Annotated in this window: 17 protein-coding genes; 14 read left to right on the forward strand and 3 right to left on the reverse strand. The window is 50.2% G+C overall.

The features are described 5' to 3' along the window. Window position 1: 1 nt before the first annotated feature. A complete protein-coding gene (locus tag V5T57_RS10525) occupies window positions 2-736 on the forward strand; it encodes a sulfite exporter TauE/SafE family protein (RefSeq protein ID WP_332891172.1) in 735 nt (244 codons plus the stop codon). 206 nt (window positions 737-942) lie between these two features. Here V5T57_RS10525 and V5T57_RS10530 read toward each other — a convergent pair whose 3' ends face one another. Further along, window positions 943-1,140 (reverse strand): hypothetical protein, encoded by a 198-nt coding sequence (locus tag V5T57_RS10530; protein ID WP_332891173.1) that lies wholly within the window; start codon window positions 1,138-1,140, stop codon window positions 943-945. 429 nt (window positions 1,141-1,569) lie between these two features. On the opposite strand from V5T57_RS10530, the gene V5T57_RS10535 reads away from it, so the two are divergent. Genes V5T57_RS10535 through V5T57_RS10560 form a run of 6 tightly spaced genes read left to right on the forward strand, consistent with a single transcriptional unit; the run spans window position 1,570 to window position 7,482 of the window. Then, window positions 1,570-2,706 carry a hydrogenase small subunit gene (locus V5T57_RS10535; RefSeq protein ID WP_332891174.1) on the forward strand — a complete coding sequence of 379 codons (1,137 nt, stop codon included), beginning with the start codon at window positions 1,570-1,572 and terminating at the stop codon, window positions 2,704-2,706. A 10-nt stretch (window positions 2,707-2,716) separates the two neighbouring features. Next, window positions 2,717-3,742: a hydrogenase 2 operon protein HybA gene (hybA, locus tag V5T57_RS10540; protein ID WP_332891175.1), complete on the forward strand. Its 1,026-nt coding sequence runs from the start codon at window positions 2,717-2,719 to the stop codon at window positions 3,740-3,742. After that, window positions 3,739-4,887, forward strand: a complete 1,149-nt coding sequence (hybB, locus tag V5T57_RS10545) for a Ni/Fe-hydrogenase cytochrome b subunit (RefSeq protein WP_332891176.1) — start codon at window positions 3,739-3,741, stop codon at window positions 4,885-4,887. The genes hybA and hybB overlap by 4 nt, the downstream gene beginning before the upstream one ends. A 26-nt stretch (window positions 4,888-4,913) precedes the next feature. Continuing rightward, a complete protein-coding gene (locus V5T57_RS10550) occupies window positions 4,914-6,617 on the forward strand; it encodes a nickel-dependent hydrogenase large subunit (RefSeq protein WP_332891177.1) in 1,704 nt (567 codons plus the stop codon). Between the two features lie 56 nt (window positions 6,618-6,673). After that, window positions 6,674-7,225 (forward strand): HyaD/HybD family hydrogenase maturation endopeptidase, encoded by a 552-nt coding sequence (locus tag V5T57_RS10555; RefSeq protein WP_332891178.1) that lies wholly within the window; start codon window positions 6,674-6,676, stop codon window positions 7,223-7,225. Further along, window positions 7,216-7,482, forward strand: coding sequence for a HypC/HybG/HupF family hydrogenase formation chaperone (locus V5T57_RS10560; RefSeq protein ID WP_332891179.1), 267 nt, complete (start codon window positions 7,216-7,218; stop codon window positions 7,480-7,482). The genes V5T57_RS10555 and V5T57_RS10560 overlap by 10 nt, the downstream gene beginning before the upstream one ends. A 7-nt stretch (window positions 7,483-7,489) precedes the next feature. On the opposite strand, the gene V5T57_RS10565 is transcribed toward V5T57_RS10560, so the two are convergent. Both V5T57_RS10565 and V5T57_RS10570 read right to left on the reverse strand, forming a co-directional pair. Beyond that, window positions 7,490-8,143, reverse strand: coding sequence for a YkgJ family cysteine cluster protein (locus V5T57_RS10565; RefSeq protein ID WP_332891180.1), 654 nt, complete (start codon window positions 8,141-8,143; stop codon window positions 7,490-7,492). 65 nt (window positions 8,144-8,208) lie between these two features. Continuing rightward, window positions 8,209-10,041 carry an adenylate/guanylate cyclase domain-containing protein gene (locus tag V5T57_RS10570; RefSeq protein WP_332891181.1) on the reverse strand — a complete coding sequence of 611 codons (1,833 nt, stop codon included), beginning with the start codon at window positions 10,039-10,041 and terminating at the stop codon, window positions 8,209-8,211. Window positions 10,042-10,371: 330 nt separating this feature from the next. Between V5T57_RS10570 and hybE the strand changes: the two genes are divergently transcribed. The 7 genes from hybE to V5T57_RS10605 all read left to right on the forward strand — a co-directional run bounded on the left by hybE (window position 10,372) and on the right by V5T57_RS10605 (window position 19,995). Continuing rightward, a complete protein-coding gene (hybE, locus tag V5T57_RS10575) occupies window positions 10,372-11,019 on the forward strand; it encodes a [NiFe]-hydrogenase assembly chaperone HybE (protein ID WP_332891182.1) in 648 nt (215 codons plus the stop codon). Then, complete coding sequence (locus tag V5T57_RS10580) at window positions 11,016-12,149, forward strand: nickel-dependent hydrogenase large subunit (protein WP_332891183.1); 1,134 nt, start codon at window positions 11,016-11,018, stop codon at window positions 12,147-12,149. The genes hybE and V5T57_RS10580 overlap by 4 nt, the downstream gene beginning before the upstream one ends. After that, a complete protein-coding gene (locus V5T57_RS10585; RefSeq protein ID WP_332891184.1) occupies window positions 12,142-13,623 on the forward strand; it encodes a sigma-54-dependent transcriptional regulator in 1,482 nt (493 codons plus the stop codon). Before V5T57_RS10580 ends, V5T57_RS10585 begins: the two co-directional genes overlap by 8 nt. Then, window positions 13,616-15,013 (forward strand): PAS domain-containing sensor histidine kinase, encoded by a 1,398-nt coding sequence (locus V5T57_RS10590; protein WP_332891185.1) that lies wholly within the window; start codon window positions 13,616-13,618, stop codon window positions 15,011-15,013. The genes V5T57_RS10585 and V5T57_RS10590 overlap by 8 nt, the downstream gene beginning before the upstream one ends. Then, the gene (locus tag V5T57_RS10595) at window positions 15,006-16,013 is read left to right on the forward strand and encodes an NADH-quinone oxidoreductase subunit B family protein (RefSeq protein ID WP_332891186.1); all 1,008 of its coding nucleotides are present in this window, start codon (window positions 15,006-15,008) and stop codon (window positions 16,011-16,013) included. Before V5T57_RS10590 ends, V5T57_RS10595 begins: the two co-directional genes overlap by 8 nt. Beyond that, window positions 16,010-17,464: a nickel-dependent hydrogenase large subunit gene (locus tag V5T57_RS10600; protein ID WP_332891187.1), complete on the forward strand. Its 1,455-nt coding sequence runs from the start codon at window positions 16,010-16,012 to the stop codon at window positions 17,462-17,464. Before V5T57_RS10595 ends, V5T57_RS10600 begins: the two co-directional genes overlap by 4 nt. Window positions 17,465-17,631: 167 nt before the next feature. Further along, window positions 17,632-19,995 carry a cache domain-containing protein gene (locus tag V5T57_RS10605; protein WP_332891188.1) on the forward strand — a complete coding sequence of 788 codons (2,364 nt, stop codon included), beginning with the start codon at window positions 17,632-17,634 and terminating at the stop codon, window positions 19,993-19,995. Window positions 19,996-20,327 lie beyond the last annotated feature (332 nt).

Here is a 20,327-nt window from a genome sequence, read left to right on the forward strand (position 1 = left end):
TATGTTTGCCTTGTTTGAAACCCTACCGGCTATACATCTGCTCTATATCTCTATGGCGGTTTTGGTGGCAGCTCTGCTACAGGGGGCAACCGGTTTTGGTTATGCACTGGTGGCGGCCCCGGTGGTGATGTTGCTGCAACCTGAACTTATGCCAGCCCCTATTGTTATCTCCGCACTGCTGCTGACGCTTTTAATGAGCGCACGTAATCTACCCCATATCCAGTGGCGGTGGTTGGGGATTGCGCTGATTAGTTATTTGCCTGGTTTATGGATCGGTGCTTGGTTACTCACCTCCTTACCACCCTCCTGGGTCTCTTTACTGTTTGGGGGGTTAACGCTTCTGGCTGTTGGGCTTTCATGGGTTGGTCGGTATCCCTCGGCAAGTCATGCACTGCTGCTTCCTTCGGGGGTGGTTTCCGGCATTATGGGGGTGACAACCACCATGAACGGCCCGCCACTTGTACTGGCTTTACAGCATCTAACAGTCGCTCAACTTAGAGGGACCATGGGCGGCTTCTTTTTTATGGCCGCCATCCCCACCTTATTTACGCTACATGAAATTGGACAGTTGGAGCGATTGCCTGTACAGCTTGGCTTTTGGTTGATGATTCCGGTCTCTATGGGATTTCTCTGTGCGCTGTACCTCTCGCATTGGTTTGATCAAGAGAAAGGTAAAAAAGTGGTTCTGTTACTGGCGGGGGTTTCAGGTGTGGTCATTGTGCTGCGGAGCATATAGAAGGGGGTTGGAGCACCTACATGCACCACACACCGAAAAAAGGGGGGAGAGGAAGCCTGTTTAACGACCCGTGGATGCATGCTGAACGGGCCACCAAACTGCGAAGAGTTAAGCCCGGCATAACGTTCAGGGATAGCTCTTTACAGTTTGGGTGACGGTTGTTTTAGGCCGGTAAACAAGGGATCCTGCTTCGAGTGAGACGGGTATTAACGGTCGGATGGCATGAACATCATGGTTAGCAGGCCCGTGACAATGGCCAAATAGAGACCCACATAGCCAATAGTACCCATAAGGTTGGAGAGTTCTTCATTGCTGTCTGCAAAGTAAGCCATCCCCCCCAGACCCACCACAGCCGTGATCAGTCCTAAAGCTGCTAGGCGCGGGAAAAAACGGTAAATTTTCACAAGCATAACTCCTAAAAGGTCGGCGATCAGCCACCTTTAAAAACCCCCATCATCTGTTCGGCATGAAAAAGTGTGATGCAAGGGTAAGCATATGGGATTGATCGGATCATTCTAGCAGTCTACCTAGCGAGGGTCCATCCTTGCATCCCAGGATTCTAGATCAAAGCGCGTCTGTGTAAGCGGTGTGGCTAGGGGTGGCAAGCAACTTTCCAGCTATCAGAATATAACGAAATTTTACTTTCCACCAAAGCCTGAACTTTAAAATGGTTATTGTTGTAAGTTCATGTAAATAAAGATGAAAAAGTTGGTCTCTGGGTTGCTATGTAGGGAGGGGTCTGGCGTCGGGTTGTAAGAGAATAAACACGCCAACCAATGTACCAGTTTTGCGCTGCCCACTGGGGCAGGCTGTTAGCACTAGGGAGACCCTCAATGGCAGTAACAGAGAGTGATTTTCTGGATTTGGAACAGCGACTGGGGGTTTCCCGTCGGGCTTTCCTTAAATTCTGTGCCGGTATCGCCGCCTCTATGGGCTTAGGTGGTAACGCAGGTTTGGCTATGGCTGAAGCGGTGGTGACGGCAAAAAAACGTCCTCCGGTGATCTGGCTGCATGGTCAGGAGTGTACCGGTCCTACTGAGACTTTGTTGCGTTCCGAACAGCCGAGTTTGGAGACCTTAATTCTGGACCTGATCTCCTTGGAGTATCATCAGACGCTGGATGCCGGGGCTGGTCATGTTGTGGAGGAGATGAAAAAGCACTCCATGGAGGCCAATAAAGGCAAATATGTGTTGGTCATTGAGGGTTCCATTCCTCTCGCGGATGATGGCATTTACTGTAAAATTGGTGGCCAGACCATGTTGGATGCCACCAAAGAGGCCGCTGAGCATGCCGCTGCGATCGTCGCTTTTGGCTCTTGTGCCAGTTGGGGTGGGGTACCTTCTGCAGGTATCAACCCTACGGGTGCTGTGGGTGCTCCTTCCGTCATTACGGATAAACCGGTGGTGACCATCCCTGGTTGTCCGCCTAACCCAGCCAACTTCTTGGGTACGATCCTCTATTTTGTCACCTACGGTAAGCTGCCACCATTGGATGCCCAAGGCCGCCCTAAGTGGGCCTATGGTCGATTAATTCATGAAAACTGCTACCGTCGTCCCCATTTTGATGCCGGTCGTTTTGCGACTGAGTTTGGGGATGAAGGTCACAAAAAAGGGTGGTGTCTTTATAAACTGGGGTGTAAAGGTCCTGAGACCTATAACAACTGCCCCAGTTTGGAGTTCAATAATGTGGGTGGTGGTGTTTGGCCCATTGGTGTGGGACATCCCTGTTTTGGGTGCTCTGAAGGGGGCGTAGGCTTCAATAAGCCGCTCTTTTCTTTGGCGGAGGTTGAGACCCACACCTCCCCCAATACTTTCCCTGCCATCGACTCCCGTGAACATACCAATGCTGCGACCTCCATGTCTGCAGGTCTGGCTGGTGTTGGTATTGGTATCGCGATTGGGGCCAGTGCCATGGCGGCTAAAAAATTGGGCGAGCAAGAGGACGGCTCCGATAACCAGGACAAAGGTTAAGGGGGCCGTTATGAAACGTCGAGAGTTTCTTAAGGCGGCGGTAGGTAGTGCAGCTGCCGTCACATGCGGTGGCGTAGCCGGCTCTGCTGAGGCCCGTGAAAATTTAAAGCCTGCTCCAGAAGCGGTGGGTATGCTCTACGATTCCACCCTTTGTGTGGGCTGTAAGGCATGTGTGACCAAGTGTAAAGAGGTCAACGGCATGCCTCCGGAAATTGATGGGGAGCATAAAGCTTGGGACTCTGCCCGCGACCTTTCCGGTAAAACCCACAATGTCATCAAAGTCTTCAGATCTGGGTCCGGTCAAAATAAAGATCAAATGAAGGATGGCTATGCCTTTGAAAAACGCAGTTGTATGCACTGCGTAGATCCTGGTTGTGTCTCCGCTTGCCCGGTAACGGCCATGCGTCGTCATGATCTCACCGGCATTATTACCCATCATGCGGATGTCTGTATTGGCTGCCGTACCTGTATGACCGGCTGCCCCTATAACGTGCCACAGTTTGAGTATGACAAGCCTTTTGGCCAAATTCAAAAATGCCAAATGTGTAATCAGGCTGGGGTGGAGCGGATTGATCAGGGTCAGATGACCGGTTGTGCAGAGGTCTGCCCGACAGGTGCTACTTTGTTTGGTAAGCGTAGTGACCTGTTGGCAGAGGCCAAGCGCCGCTTAACCCTGAAAGAGGGTGAACATTACCTATACCCTCGTGGGGATTTAGCCAACCCCAGCAAGCCACATGAAAAGGCTGTTCCAGACTACCAGCAACATGTCTGGGGTGAAAAAGAGGCGGGTGGCACCAACGTGATGCATATCTCCTCTATTCCGTTTGACAAGCTGGGTATGCCACCCCTTGATGAGCGCTCTTATGCCTCAATCTCTGAAGGGGTGCAGCATGGGTTATATAGCTACATGGCACTGCCTGCCGTAGCACTGGCTGGTCTAACCGCCATTGTGCGCCGTAATACGGTGGCACAAGGGGATGAGTCCGGTATGGATACGGACTTTGAACATGATGAGAAAGAGGAGGGGCAGTCATGAGCCATTACAGCTCCTATCAGGCGGTTGGTACCAAGGTGCTGACCAAATCCTTTATCTTTCTTGGGGTCATTGCCGCCATCGGCATCTACTTCATGATTGATCGTTTCGTCAATGGTATGGGTGCGGTATCCAACCTTAATGGTGGATACCCTTGGGGTATCTGGGTGGTCTATGACGTGGTTGTTGGGACGGCATTGGCCTGCGGTGGATATGCCTTGGCCATTACCATCTATGTTTTTAACAAGGGGCAGTACCATCCTCTCATCCGTCCAGCCATTTTGGCCTCTTTACTGGGGTATGCTTTGGGTGGCTTTGGGGCCTTGTTTGACATGGGGCGGTGGTGGCAGTTTTACAATATTCTTCTGCCAGGGAACTGGAACTTTAATGCGGTAATGCTTGAGGTGGGGCTATGTGTCTTTACCTACATTATCGTGTTGATCATTGAGTTTGCTCCTGTACCTTTTGAAAAAGCAGGCAAGGCGCATAAGCTTAAAGCATTGAACAAGGTTTTGTTCTTCTTCCTGGCTTTGGGTGTGTTGTTGCCTACCATGCACCAGTCCTCTTTGGGCTCTATGCTTATTGTCATGGGCTACAAAGTGACCCCCCTGTGGCAATCCCTACACCTGCAACCGCTGTTTGCCATCCTAACGGCATTGATCATGGGTTTCTCAGTGGTGATCTTTGAGGTTTCCATGGGAACGGCAGCATTGGGACAGCCCTCTGAAGCGCCTCTGTTGAGTAAGCTTACCAAGGCCATTGTATGGTTGCTCTCCATCTACCTGCTGTTCCGTTTTGGGGAGTTGGCTGTGCGGGGTAAGCTGGGCTTTATCCTGGATGCCAACCTCAACGCTTTCATGTTTATTCTGGAGACATCACTGTTTGTCATTCCTTTGATGATTCTGCGGGATGAAGAGAAGCGTAAAAAAGGTAAACAGCTATTGATTGCTGGCACTTGCCTGTTGTTGGCGGGCTCTCTCTACCGCTTTAATGCTTTCTTGATCGGCTATGATCCTGGCCCCGGCTTTAGTTACTTCCCGTCGGCCCCTGAGATCATGGTTACCCTGGGTATTATTGCCATTGAGATCATGGCCTATCTGTTCATTGTAAAAATCTTCCCCGTGCTGCATCGCGCCGAACAGGCCTGAGCACGCTTGAATAAGGAGTAGAGATTGTGGCGACTCGTATCACTGTCGATCCCATTACCCGAATTGAAGGCCACCTGCGCATTGATGTTGAGGTGGATGAAGGCCGTGTGACCAAAGCGTGGTCCTCTGGTCAGATGTGGCGGGGTATTGAAAAAATTCTTGTGGGCCGTGACCCTTTAGAGGCTTGGACCTACACCCAACGCTTCTGTGGCGTATGCACCACGGTTCATGCGATTACCTCTGTGCGTGCTGTTGAGAATGCGTTGGGCATGGAAGTTCCGGTCAATGCGCAATTGATTCGAAACATCATTCAGACCGCGCATGCGATTCAAGATCACATTGTTCACTTTTATCACCTCTCTGCGGTGGATTGGGTGGATGTGGTCTCAGCCCTGAAGGCGGACCCCCGTAAAGCAGCCCAGTTGGCTGAATCGCTCTCAGACTGGTCGCTAAACGGTGTGCATGAGATGACCGCGGTGCAAAATCGTCTGAAGAAGTTTGTCGAGAGTGGACAGCTTGGACCCTTTGCCACCGGTTTTTGGGGGCACCCAGAGATGAAGCTTCCACCGGAAGTGAACTTGATGGCCGTGGCGCACTATCTTCAAGCGCTGGAAGTACAGAATTACTGCAACAAGATTGTGGCTATTCTGGGTGGTAAAAGTCCGCATATTCAAAACGTGGCCGTGGGTGGTGTTTCCAACTCCATTGGTCATGATGCACCATCCGTACTGAATATGGAGCGCCTGATGTTCGTTAAGGGCTTCATCGATAAACTGGAGAAGTTTATCCACTCGGTTTATATGGTGGATGTGCCTGCCGTTGGTGCCTTCTATTTGGATTGGACCAAAGTTGGGGGTGGTGTGACCAACTATCTCTCCGTTCCTGACTGCCCTCAAGATAGCAAAGGTACCATCTTTGACCTGCCTGGCGGGTATATTAAGGGGGGGGATCTCTCAACCTTTAAACCCATTAAAACCCATGGTGATAAGTACTTCCAAGATGGTGTGGCGGAGAGCTCGAAGCATGCGTGGTACCACGGGGATAACACGCTTCATCCCTGGGATGGTGAAACAGAACCTAACTATAATGACTTCAATGATGACGGCCAGTACTCCTGGATTAAAGCGCCGACCTTCTATGGCGAGCGGGCAGAGGTTGGTCCGCTGGCCAATGTCTTGGTTAGTGTCGCAGCGGGCCACGAGCCAGCCAAAAAGCACCTAAATACCGCCATCAATACCTTGAAGACCGTGGGTAAGCTCAAAGAGGTACCTCTGGAGGCGCTCAATTCAACCATCGGTCGTCATGCTGCCCGCGCAGTACGGTGTGCGGTGATGATGGATACCCTTAAAGATCAGTGGCACGCCCTGGTTAACAATATTGGTACGGGTGATCTGGATACCTTCAATGCTCCGGTCTTTCCCAAAGGTGAAGTGCGTGGCTTTGGTTTTCATGAAGCTCCCCGTGGTGCTTTGTCTCACTGGGTGGTGATTGAGAAGAAAAAGATTAAGAACTATCAGGCGGTGGTGCCCTCCACTTGGAACGCAGGCCCGCGGGCAGAGAATGGGGACCCTGGCCCCTATGAAATGTCTCTGCTCAATAACCCTGTGGCAGATCCTGAAAAACCCCTTGAGGTACTGCGGACGGTCCACTCTTTTGATCCTTGTATTGCTTGTGCCATTCACATGGTGGATACAGAGCAAAAAGAGATCGTCAAGGTTAAAGCGCTTTAATGAACCATGGCTGGGGTGGTCTTCCGCCCCAGTCTCTTCTCTTGAAAGGTATCCCTATGTATTCGGATAACAAAGAGATTTTGGTGCTGGGTCTGGGTAATATTCTCATGCAGGATGAAGGGGTTGGTGTTCGCGCTGTTGAAGCCCTGGAATGCCGTTATATTCTGCCTGAAACAGTGACCCTTATGGATGGTGGCACCACGGGTACTGAGCTGTTGGAACCTATGCGCAACGTCAAGCAGTTGTTGGTGGCGGATGCCATTAATACAGGGGACCCCAACGGTACTTTGGTACGTATTGCCGATGAACAGGTACCTGCTTTTTTTCAGACTAAGCTTTCCAACCACCAATTGGGGCTGTCAGATCTGCTGGCTTTGTTAATGCTGACGGATGAACAGCCAGATCATGTCACCATTGTTGGTTTGGTTCCCCACAGTTTGGAAAACCAACTGGGTCTGACACCAGAAGCTGAGCAGGGTGTTGAAGATATGGTTGAGCAACTGTTGGTTGAGCTTAAGCGACTTGGTGTTGAGCCGATAAAACGTGAAAAACCGTTGCTGGGCCATTGGCAGCATCAGGCAGATCTGGAGCAGATGAAATGTGCCTAGGTACACCGGTTAAGGTGGTGGAAGATCATGACTTCATCGCCGTGTGCGAAGATCGGGATGGTCGCTTGGTCGAGGTCAATATGATGCTGACAGGATCTCAAGTTCCGGGGACTTGGGTGGTTAATTACCTGGGGTCGGCCCGTGAGGTGCTTGAAGAGGCCGATGCCAAACGTATTCTGGCCGCCATGGATCAGTTACAAGCGGCTGTAAATGGTGACCCTAACGCCAATTTGGATCTGTTTTTTGATAACCCCTGAAGGTGGCTTATGGCTGTAGGTTTGGCTGCGGATTAAGCACCGTTTCTTCATCGGCTTTTTCCTCTTCTATGGCGGCCAATCGCTGTAACCAAATGGCATATTTGCCCATCAGGCTGCTCTCATGAAAATGTCGACGGATCAGGCATAAATAGTCGAAGGTACTACGTACAAAATCCCGCTCCTTGGCATTCAGGGGGCGTTTTTTTTGCTTGCGATAGAAGTTGTAGAGGAAGGTGCGCAGATTGATCTGAGCAGGGTGGACTGGGTCTAAATCTCTGGCTTGATCAATTAGCCAGAGATAACGGCTTTTGGCCTGTTGAATAAGCGCAGCACCTTCTTCTGTTGAGATATCTCCCATCCAAATGCTTTTTAACAGTTGGCAGTTGTAGCCTTGGCATTTTTTGGGGCGTTCATCATAGATGCTACAGCAGCTCTCTTTAAGTCTGGGGCAGGGTTGATCAAAAACAATCTCCCCTTTGCCTTGCTCATAGGTGGGAATACCCAGTTCCGTTAAGCGGGCTTGTTCTTGAACAAAAACATTCACGAAGCTGAAAAAACTGCCGGTGCAGCAGAGCCCACAGCTTTTACAGAGGTTTCCCGCTTCAACGGCCCGGTTATTGGGGGCATCAAACGGGGTCATGTTGGGTGTCTCTGACGTCATGTTACGCTCCACCTTAAGCTGACTTTCCTCCGGTCGGAAAGCCTAAGGAGGAAAGGGTGCTGTCATCAATCTTTGGGTGCTGTGTCCTGCAATCCCAGCAGTTGGAAGACCTCTAAGGGTTCCTGGCGACCTTTAACGGCATGTTCACCAACATGTTTGGTTGCAAAATTCTCTCCAATACATCCTGCAACCTGTCCACTAACCAAAATAATGGTGCTCTCTTCTGGGGTTGCATAGTGCCGCCCCAGGGATTCTAAGCGCTGGCAGCTGTTAACAGTATCGCCAACAATGGTGTAGTTAATGCGGCCAGGGGCTCCAATATTTCCCACAACCACATCGCCTAAATGAATGCCAATGCGTATTTGTAGGGTCGGTTTTCCTGCAGCCTGTCGGGCAAGATTGTCCTTTTGCATGGCATCCCGCATGGCTAAGGCGGCATAACAGGCCTGGGTGGAGGACTCTGGCATGGGATCAGGCGCTCCCCAAAAAGCCATTAAGGCATCTCCAATATACTTATCAATGGTACCACCGGTGTTCTCGACATGGCTGCCAAGTAGGGTGAAGTGGTCATTAAGCAGGGTAGCAACCTCTGGGGCGGAGAGTGTTTCTGACAAGCTGGTAAAGCCAGCTATGTCGGTAAACATAACGGCTAATTGCCTTTGATCACTTAGATTATCTAGGTTCTGCTCACCTTGTTGACCTTGAAAATCAATAAGGTTACGCACCAGTTTGCGTGGAACATACCGTTCAAAGGCTCGTAGGCCTTCGAGCATGCCGTTGTAGCCGTTGGCCAGATCTTTAACCTCGGTAATACGACTGCTGGGCAGCTTTTGTGCCTGGGTAAATTCCAAATCTCCCAGAGCTGAGGTGTAGCTTGCAGCACGGCGAATGGGTTGAGCAATGCGGCGGCCCAGCCAAACAGCGGCCAAGATGGCGATAATCAGTGTGACGATGGCTGAAAGTGTGGCTAGAGCCATGCGTTCAAAAGGGGCATCCATCTCAGAGGCATTAACCCAAGCACCCATCAACCATGGTTCAGGGCCGTAACCTGTCACTTTACCGTATATCACAATGTAGTGTTCATCGCCGATATCGACAGCTCGGGTAAAAGCTCCATGGTTGGCGGCATCTTCCAGGTGTAGTGGATGGCTCTCTTCATCCCACAAACTGCCCAAAACCATATCCCCAACCCGTTTTAAACCAACTAAGGGGCTTTCAACCGTCTGCTCAGGGTGGGGTGAGATCAAGTTAGGGTGGGCAATAACATGCTCTTTGCCTTTGAGAATAAAGACCGTGCCATCAAACATATCGCTCATCATGGCGGTTAGTTCTGACAGTTGGGCAATGGTCATGAACGCCTGAATACAACTGCCATGTTGATTTTTGATCCACATATCAAACCCTGGTAGGCCGTGGCGTATGCGGGCCTCCCCGAGTAATTGCTGGTTGTGGCCGCAGGTTTTAGGTCGGGGGGGTGGTTTAAAACGGACCAAAAGGTTATCCGCGGTACGTTGAACCGCATAGGCCTTTCCGGCAGTAGGCCAATAGACCAGCTCATTAATCTCTTGATGGGTCAACAGTGCGCCACGAATAAGATGAAGTGCAGGGTCATCCAGCCCCGCGTAAATACGGTGTTCCAGTTCATTGTTAAGACGCAGAAGTTGTTGCCGCGTGTTGTTCACAATGTTCTGCATACCGTACTGCAGTTGAGATTGAACCGTCATGGCCTCCTGATTGAACTGTTCATAGATGTTGGTCCAGCCAGCCTTGAGCTGTGGCCATACAGCGGCAAGAAAAGTAACCAGTACCAACATGCCAAAGCTTGTGGCCAGTGTAATGGTCAATGTAAACGAGCGGCAGGTGTAGTGCTGAGTAGGCAGGCGGCATGACTTAGGCATGGAGGTCTCAATACGGTTTGAGAATGGTCAGGAGCGGTGTTGAAGAAAGCCTCATTATAGCGGGTTTTTAAGCGACCAGGAACGTCTGTAGGAAGATTGCTATTTTTGATTGGGCGGTATAAATGAAATGTTTATTTCCAAAAAGGATAGAAAGTGAAAAGATAGATTACATGATTTTATCAATTTTAGAGTATAGATTTAAAAAACTTAAAGATAACAATTAGATATGTGTGTAGTGGCTTGGCCCGAGCATTGCTCTTTTAAGGGGTGATGTCGATCGGTCTGGTCGACATGGCTACCGTGCAAGCCTAACAAGAAGGAATGATCACCATGGATGCCCAGGCATTGATGCAACAACTGGAAGCTACCTTTACAGCCATTGAACAAAACCAGATGCAGGGATTGCCGTTATTGAATCCAATGTTGCATGTCGAAGCGGTGGGGTTTCAGCGCTGGCAAGAGGGGTGGTTAGGGGTGGTGATTACCCCTTGGTTAATGAATTTAATGTGGTTGCCGGATGACCGTGGTGCATTGGAAGAGGCCACGTTAGGGGATAAGCAGGATTATAGATTTCCTGAACGAAGCTATACCATGTTGGTTAACGAATTTGAGGGTGTTGGGCGCTGTTGGACGTTTTCAGTGCACTCCCCAATGTCTGAATTTCCAGCCCATGACACCACGGTGGCGCGGGCAGAGGCTTTTTTAGAGGTGCTGTTAACTGAACGTGATGTGGAAGAAGAGGAAGATGAGGCGTTGGATGAAGCGCGGATTCAGCGGATTTTAAGCACAGAAGATATCCGATCACTTTATGAAGAAGAGCAGGCCAAGGTGATGGAAGAGGCGGGTTTGGTGAGTAAAGAGGGGAGTGAGGCGTGTCCGGCCTCTCAAGAGGATGCAGAGCCGTTAAGTGAACGGGTTAAACAACCTGTTAGCCGTCGAGACCTACTAACGGGACTTCGGGGTGAGGCCGTAGGATGAGCTTGGAAGGGGAGCTGAAGATCACCATTGGTGTCACTGAAAAGGGGCCTAATCAGGTAGAGATTTTCTCTTCACGTTTGGTTGGCGCTTCACGGGTGTTAGAAGGAAAAACCATTGATGAGGTGCTCTATTTACTCCCCAAGCTGTTTGTCGTGTGTGGCCATGCACAGCACGTTGCAGGTTATCGGGCCATTGCGGCTCTCAAAGGTAGTGAAGACCACAGTTCCAAACAGGCTCAGCGTATTGCTATGGAGAGCGTTAAAGAGCATCTATGGCGCATGTTGCTAAGCTGGCCTGAAGCGGTTGGTTTATCACAAGACCCCCAGGCCATGCGATCTGTGCTGCAAACCCAACAAGCCCATACTCAAGCGTTGGTTGAGGGCGAAGGGTTGAGCGCAGAGACATGGTTGCCCTTGCACACCATGTTAGAGGAGTACCTGCTGGGTGTTTCACCTCAAACATGGCTGGCTTGGGAGCGTGTAGAGGATCTGCAGCAATGGGCGCAGCGTGAAACGACGCTGGCGGCCCGTATGATCAACCATGTGTGGGGGCAAGGTATGGCAGCTGTTGGTGCGTGTGCATCAAACAGGTTACCGGCTCTTTCTGGTGAAGAGCTTGGTCGAAGTATGAAAAATAGTGATTTTCTTGCTCAACCAATGTGGCAAGGTCAGTGTTGTGAGAGCTCCTGCTACAGTCGTACACAGAGCGCTTTGCTCACCTCTGTGAGCCAAGTGTATGGGCATGGTTTGATATCCCGCTTGGTTGCCCGTCTGACCGAACTTTGCCAGCTTTACGAGGCCCTGCGTACCAAGGACCCCAGCTTGAGTCAGCGCTTATTACCCGCAGCTGCGTTGGTCAAAGATGGTGCGGTCGGCCTGGTGGAGGCAGCAAGAGGGCGGTTGGCGCATCGTGTAGAACTGGCGGGTGAGCAGGTGACAAGTTATCGGATTTTAGCCCCTACGGAGTGGAATTTTCATCCAGCGGGTGTGGTGGCTCAAAGCTTATCTGGCTTACGGGGAGAGGTCGCGACAGTACAAGCTCAGGCACATCTTCTGATCCAGGCGGTTGATCCTTGTGTGGGGTATAAGCTCATGGTGTATGAGGTGGGGGAGGAGGGGGGCGATGTCTGAACTACCAACCATCCTGATTGTGGATGATGAGGTCCGATCCTTAGAAGCTCTAACACGTATTTTGGATGAGGATTTTGATGTCAAGACTGCGGCAACCATTGGCGAGGCCGATGCGATCTTGCAAAAAGAGTGGGTGCAGGTTGTGTTATGTGATCAGCGCATGCCAGAGACCACAGGGGTTACCTACTTAAAAAGATTACGTGATCATTATCCAGATGTTATCCGTATGATTATATCTGGTTATACCGACCCTGAAGATATTATCCATGCCGTGAATGATGCGGGTATTTACCAGTATGTTACCAAACCGTGGCATCCGGATACGCTTATTCTTACCCTAAAAAATGCAACCCGGCTGTTTACTTTACAAAAGCAGAATCAGGCTCTGTCTGTTGAGGTGAAAATGACACCACAACGGCTGGATGATGCCATGCGTCGCAAGCGAGAAGGGTTGCGGAACCGTTTTGCGCAGAACGATGGCATTGTCCGTAGCGCCAACAGCTGTATGAACCATGTTTGCGATAAGCTAAAAAAAGTATCCCCTTTTGATGTCTCGGTGCTGCTTACTGGGGATTCCGGTACCGGTAAAGAGCTTGCAGCCCGTGCGTTACACTACAGCAGTCTGCGCTGGGACAAAGCCTTTGTGGTGGAAAATTGTGGGGCACTGCCCGACCAGTTGCTGGAAAGTGAGCTGTTTGGCTATAAAAAAGGGGCTTTTACCGGGGCTGTGGAGGATCGGGTTGGTCTATTTGAGCGGGCCGATGGGGGAACCGTTTTTTTGGATGAAATTGGGGAGATCTCGCCCGCTTTTCAGGTGAAACTACTGCGGGTTCTGCAAGAGGGGGAGATCCGTCCTTTGGGAAGCAGTCGTTCACGCAAAGTGGATGTACGTATAATTGCAGCGACGAACAAAGATCTGGAAACGGAGATGCTATCCGGCCGTTTTCGTCCAGATCTCTATTATCGCTTAGCGACGGTTACCGTCTATTTACCCCCCCTTAAAGCCCGTGTGCAGGATATTCCAGCCCTTGCTCATGCTCTCTTGGAGCAGGCGATGGAGAGTCTGGGTAAGCAGATTGAAGGTTTTAGTGCTGAATGTTTGGCTTCTATGCAGGGCTACCCCTGGCCCGGTAATGTGCGGGAGTTACAAAACGAGATTCAACACATGCTGGTTATGGCCGATGGCGATATCTTGGGTGCCGAGCTGCTTTCTCCCCGGGTATTACAAGGTGCTCCAACTCAGGAAGTTGGTGATGATCTACAGTTGTTAGGGGGTATGCAAGGTACCTTAAAAGAGCGGGTTGAATCCTTGGAGGCGCGAATTGTACGGGAGACTTTGATTCGGCATCGCTGGAACAAAAGTCGTGCAGCCAAGGAGTTGGGGTTATCCCGAGTGGGGCTGCGCAGCAAACTGGAACGGTATGGTTTAGAAAAGGTAGAAGCCATCTCAAAAGAAGAGATCGCCCATGGATAAGAGCCAAACCAGTCTCATAGAGCTGGCTGCGGGTGATGACTCCCTGGACCTTACGGCCTCTTCAGAAGAGGCGTGGATTCAAGTGATCCAAAAGATGGATGAAGCGTATGCCGATCTGGTTCACACCCAAGTGGAGCTGGAGCGGCAAAATGAAGCCCTGGCCGCAGCCAACCGGTTTATTGAAAGTGTGCTGACCTCCATGACAGATGTCTTGATTGTCTGTGATATGCAGGGGCAGATTGAGCAGGTCAATGAAGCATTAGGTCAGATCACAGGTTTGAGTACGGAGAAGCTGTTAACGCAAAATGTCACTGAGATTTTGCAGATGGATGCTGCACAGCAAAGCCGTATTTTCTGGGAAATGTTGCAGATGGATGCTGTCTCTAGCACCAATGACAACGGCGGCCCCACCAGTATGCAGGATTGTGAAGTTCACCTGACGGGGTTTGATGGTCACCCGACCCCTTTAACCATGAATGTCTCCCCACGTCTGGATGGGGATGGACGTGTGGTTGGTGTGGTTCTGATCGGACGCCCGATTGGGGAGCTACGACGTGCCTATGATGATTTAAACCAGACGCATCAAGCCTTGAAGCAGACCCAACAACGCTTGGTGCATTCAGAAAAAATGGCCTCTCTGGGGCGCCTAGTCGCTGGTGTTGCCCATGAATTGAACAACCCCATCAGCTTTGTGTTTGGCAATATGCATGCGCTCAAACGCTATGGTACACGGATTGGTGATTATCTAAAAAAGACGGAAAAACCGCTTAAAGAAGAGGTGTTAGAGGATCTCCGTCGTCATTATAAAATTGATCGAACCATGGCGGATCTGGATCCATTAATTGAAGGGACCCTGGAAGGTGCGGAACGGGTTCGGGATATTATTCAAGATCTACGGGGGTATTCCGGTGGTCAGCGAGAGAGCTTACGTAGTTATGATCTAAATGAAGTCATTGCCACAGCCACCCAATGGGTAACCAATGCTGCACGCATTAAGCCGGATGTGCATCAACACCTTGTGCCTGGGCTTTCACTGCATGGGCGGCGGGGGCAAGTGCATCAAATTTTGGTTAACCTGGTGCAAAATGCTGTAGATGTGATGGAAGGTATGGAAAAGCCCTCTCTGTCGGTGCGTTGTGAGGTTGTTGGACCCCAGGTTCATATTCAGGTGATGGATGATGGACCTGGGATTGAAGAGGAAGATTTGCATCAGCTGTTTGATCCTTTTTTCACGACCAAACCTGTGGGTAAAGGGACTGGGCTTGGGCTCTATATTAGCTATGGTTTAGCCCAGGATCAGGGGGGTGAGTTAACCGCGCATAATCACGCCCAGGGTGGGGCCTGTTTTACCCTGACGTTGCCGCTGGAGGGTGAGGAGCATCATGGCTAAAACTCGTAAACGTATGATGTGGCTGCAGTCCGGTGGATGTGGCGGCTGTTCCCTTTCTTTACTGTGTGCAGAGAACCCGGATCTCTACACCGCGCTGGACAGTGCTGGCATTGAACTGCTCTATCATCCTGCGCTTAGTGTGGGTAATGGCGAGGATTTTCATAAGCTGCTACGACGTATTCTTAATGGCGAGGAGTGCTTGGATCTGCTCTGTCTAGAAGGTGCGGTGGTGACAGGACCCAATGGCACAGGTGCGTTTCATCGTTTATCAGGCAGTGGACGGCCCATGAAGGATGTGGTGAGTGATCTGGCCGCTGTGGCGGGGCAGGTGGTTGCTGTAGGCAGTTGTGCGGCGTTTGGCGGCATAACCGCAGGTGGGGGGAACCCGGCTGAAGCGACAGGTTTGCACTATGATGGTGCGATGATCGGCGGGCTGTTAGGGAAAGACTTTTTATCGGAACAAGGTCTACCGGTGATTAATATTGCGGGGTGTCCGACCCACCCCAGTTGGGTGATTGAGACCCTGGCACAATTGACGGATGGCCATTTAACCACGGCAGATTTAGACCCTTTAAACCGACCTCGGGCCTATACCGATACCCTGGTGCATCATGGTTGCCCCAGGAATGAGTTCTATGAATATAAAGCCAGTGCCGAAAAAAAAGCCGACCTGGGTTGCTTGATGGAGCATCTTGGCTGCTTGGGTACTCAGGCTCATGCAGACTGTAATATCCGCCTATGGAATGGGGAGGGGTCCTGTTTGCGCGGTGGGTACGCCTGTATTAACTGTACAGCACCTAATTTTCAAGATCCTGGTCATACTTTCACGGTTACGCCCAAAGTTGCGGGTATTCCCGTTGGCTTGCCGACAGATATGCCTAAAGCGTGGTTTGTGGCGCTGGCCTCCCTGTCAAAAGCGGCGACACCAGAGCGGTTGCGTGAGAACGCTCTGACCGATCATATTCGTATTCCCCCAGCTACCCCCGTGGAGAAACCATGAGTAAACGTCAGGTGTTGGGGCCCTTCAACCGTGTTGAGGGGGATTTGGAAGTACAGATTGATCGGGTGGGCGATCGGGTTACAGATGCTTGGGTGGTCTCCCCGCTATTCCGTGGGTTTGAACGCATGCTGGTGGGTAAGGACCCATGGGATGCCCTGGTTTATGTGCCTAGAATTTGTGGGATCTGTTCAGTCTCTCAATCGGTCGCTTCTGCTCAAGCGTTGGCGGATCTGGCCGGTGTGCAGATGCCCAAAAATGGGCAGTTGACCACCAACTTAATGTTGGCGGCTGAGAATGTGGCAGATCATCTGACCCATTTTTACCTCTTTTTTATGCCGGATTTTGCCCGGCCTATCTATGCCCAGGAGAGTTGGTATGAGGGCGTCTTGAAACGGTTTAAAGCTGTGGATGGATCAGCCGCTCGGGCTGCCTTGCCTGCACGGGCTCAATTTCTTCATTTAATGGGCATTTTGGCCGGTAAATGGCCGCATTCCCTGGCGTTACAACCTGGAGGATCCACCCGTGCTGTGGAAGCCAGGGAAAAAAGTCGGATGAAGGGCATCTTAATGGGGTTCCGGCAGTTCCTGGAGACCACATTGTTTGGCGATCGCCTCGAAACGATGGTGGCTTTATCTGACGCGGATGCATTATCACGCTGGTCTCAAAAACATCCACCAGAGCAGAGTGATTTTCGTTGGTTTTTATACCTGTCTGACCAGTTAAACCTGCACACCTTAGGTCAAGGGTGTCGGCAGTTTATGAGCTATGGTGCTTATGAGGTAGAGGGTTCTTCACTCTTTTCTGCCGGTGTTTGGAACGGTCAGCAGCGATCCCCTTTGGATCCCGCGTTCATTACGGAAGATGTAAGCCACAGTTGGATGCTCCATGACGAGCAAGCGCGCCATCCTTTGGAGGGTAAAACCATACCGGACCCAGACCAGCAGCAGGGGTATAGTTGGTGTAAAGCGCCCCGTTTAGAGGGGGCGGTGATGGAGGTAGGGGCCTTAGCCCGGCAGCAGGTTGCAGGTCACCCCCTGATACGTGATTTGGTGGCGCAAAGTGGGGGGAATGTTCATAACCGGGTTGTGGCGCGTTTGTTAGAAATGGCCCGTGTGGTGTTAGCCATGGAAACATGGGTGGATGAGGTTGTACCCAAAAGCCCCTTTTGCCTGGAAACTAAACTTCCAGAGGCTGGGCAGGGTGTGGGTATGGTCGAGGCTGCGAGAGGCAGCTTAGGGCATTGGTACCGTGTGGATAATGGCCGAATGCGCAACGCCCAGATTGTGGCACCGACGACATGGAATTTTTCACCGCGTGATCAGGCAGGGGTGCGTGGAGCCTTAGAGCAGGCCTTGCAGGATACACCGATTCGGCAAGGAGAAAGGGACCCTGTGGCGGTGCAGCATATTGTGCGTTCGTTTGATCCGTGTATGGTCTGTACTGTGCATTAGCATTACCAATAAAAGTGGTGATACCAATCAATTGATAGTTCCAAGCATAAGAATATATTTAATTGATGGTGTATAAATGTTTTTATTATACAAAAAAAAGATATTAAATTTGTGGCAATCGCTGTAATGTAAAGTATCGAAAAGTTTTACATTGGAGGGGGGTCTTCATGTCGGCTTTGTTCCTGAAGCTAAATATCCGCACACGTATCTGGCTGCTTATTGTGTTAGCTGTTGTTATTTTTTGGGCCAGTGGTTTTCTGTTTTTAAACAGTCAAAAACAGGCACTCATGGAGTCCAAAAAACAAAAAACGCAACAGCTGGTTGAGACAGCACATAGTGTTCTGGTGGATTTTCATAAGAAGGTTCAGGCTGGAAAAATCCCAGAAGCGCATGCTAAAAAACACGCGAAAGAAGTGTTGAAAGGGCTGCGTTACAACAAAAGCGACTATTTTTGGATCAATGACATGCGTGCGGTCATTGTTATGCATCCTATCAAGCCCCAGCTGGATGGTAAGGATCTATCCAAATTTAAGGATAAAGGCGGGAAGCTACTTTTCACCGAGTTTGTTAATACCGTGAAAAAGAGCGGGGAAGGGTTTGTGGACTATCTATGGCCCAAGCCGGGTTTTGATGCGCCTCAACCCAAACTTTCCTTTGTTAAAGGTTTTGCGCCATGGGAGTGGGTGGTTGGGTCAGGAATCTATATCAATGATGTGGATTCCGCCTACTGGGATAATGCCAAAGAGCTCTCAGGTCTATTCCTTATTGTCACACTCATTCTGGTTGGTTTGGCCTCATTGGTGGCACGTAGTATTACCATTCCACTGGGACTGCTGTTTGAAGGTATTCAAGACGCTGTGTCCGGTGAGCTGCTTAAACGTATTCCCATTCCAGAAACCAAAGATGATGTGCTGGAGCTTGGTGATAAAATTAACCATATGACCAATGATCTGGCCAACAATGTTTGGAACAGCACCCTGCATTCAGAGAGTATCCGCTCCTGTGTTACGGAGTTTGGTGAGGTTCTTAATAGTTTGACCAACGATACATCCGATGCCAAGCGTATTGGTTCTGCGGTCAAGCAGGAGCAGGAAAATTTAAATAATGAGATGGAAGTGATTCATGCTGCTGTGGATCTGGCGACGCAGAATTTGGATCGGATCGGTAGTTCAGCCGAAAATCTTTCTGGCATGATCCAAGGGATGTCCGACTCATCTATGGAGATGTCTTCTGCGGTCAATACGGTGGCTTCTGCTGCGGAAGAGATGACCGCCAATGTGAGTCAGGTTAACAGTAATTTGGGGCAGGTCTCTCATGAGGTCTCTTCGGTCTCAGGCTCTATTAGCGATATGGCTGGGGCGCTGGATGAGATCTACCGTCGCTGTGATCTGGCCAACCAACGCTCTGGTGAAGCTACGGATCAAGCCAATAGTACCCTTGAGGTAACTAAGCAGCTTTCCAACTCAGCCAATGAGATCGGTCGTGCCATTGAGGTGATCAATAGCATTGCAGAACAGACCAATATGTTGGCTTTGAATGCTTCCATTGAAGCCGCCGGTGCTGGTGAAGCGGGCAAAGGCTTTGCCGTGGTGGCCAATGAGGTTAAAGAGCTGGCCAGCCAAACGGCTGAGGCCACTCAAATGATCTCCAATCAGGTGCAAGAGATCCAGGATCATACCCGCCAAGCAACACGTGCTGTGGATGGTATTACCGGCATGATCAAAGATCTAAACAGTTCTAATACAGAAATTAGTGACTTGGTTGAGGAGCGTAAACTGTCGGTACAGGAAATTAATGTCTCGATCCAGCATGTTTCTGAAGCGGCGAATTCTGTGACATTGAATGCCCAAGAGCTGGGGCAGGCTATTGGCGAAATTGCCCAGGCGGCGGCGGCAGCGGCGGCCCAAACCGACGGTATCGTAGACGCCACCAACAGCAGTATGACGGCCGCAACAGAAACCGTTCAACAAGGTCATGATGCCCGTACGGCCATGGATAAAATTCAATCCTCCACGGCGCAAGCAGAGACCTTTTCCAATAAAGTGGATGATGAGGCCCGAGCTCTGTTTCAATTGGTTTCATATCTGGAAGGCTCAACCAACTATTTCCACAGCTTGCTCAAAGTTATTCAGTCAACCGCTAAGGATATGGGTCATCGAGAAGCGATGCAGGCTGGTGAACCTCCTTTTGATATCTTTATGATCAAGTCCGCTCACCTTGCTTGGCTTAACCGTCTTGAGAAGATGATGCGAGGTCGTATTATGCTCAAGCCAGAAGAGGTTGCCAGTGAGCGGGAGTGTGCTTTTGGTAAGTGGTATTATAGTGAAGGGACATCCAAGTTTGGAACCAATCCGATTTTTCAGTCTATTGAGCCAGAGCATATGAAGGTTCATCAAATGGCCCGTGAAGTGGCTGAGTTGGTTGCCAATGATGAAGCCGATAATGTGCGGGCGCTGATTGAAAAATTTGATGAAACCAAGGATCGTCTGTTTGAGCGTTTGGATGCGCTATATCTCAGTGAATGGAAGTAACCTTCCTCTGATGGTTATAGATATGGCTTTGTGAAGGTGAAAAACCGACTACCCGATAGGAGTGGTTGGTTTTTTACCTTTAAGAATGCGAATGAGCTGACTAACGTTTAAGCTTTCCTTCTGTAAAACCGGGAAAAAGTTGTTGATGGTCATAATGTTTAAGTTTTTGTCAGATCTGGTCAAGCATCCACAACCCATTGCAAGCTAATAGATTTTTTTTTTCATTCTTGGCAGAGAATACGCTTTTTTGTCTGGGTTGGAATTGTGTAATATATCTATTTTTTTTACAAGATAGCTGGACGGCTACATAGGGACAGAAGAAAGCGTTGGGG

The organism is Magnetococcus sp. PR-3, from assembly GCF_036689865.1.
GTDB lineage: Bacteria > Pseudomonadota > Magnetococcia > Magnetococcales > Magnetococcaceae > Magnetococcus.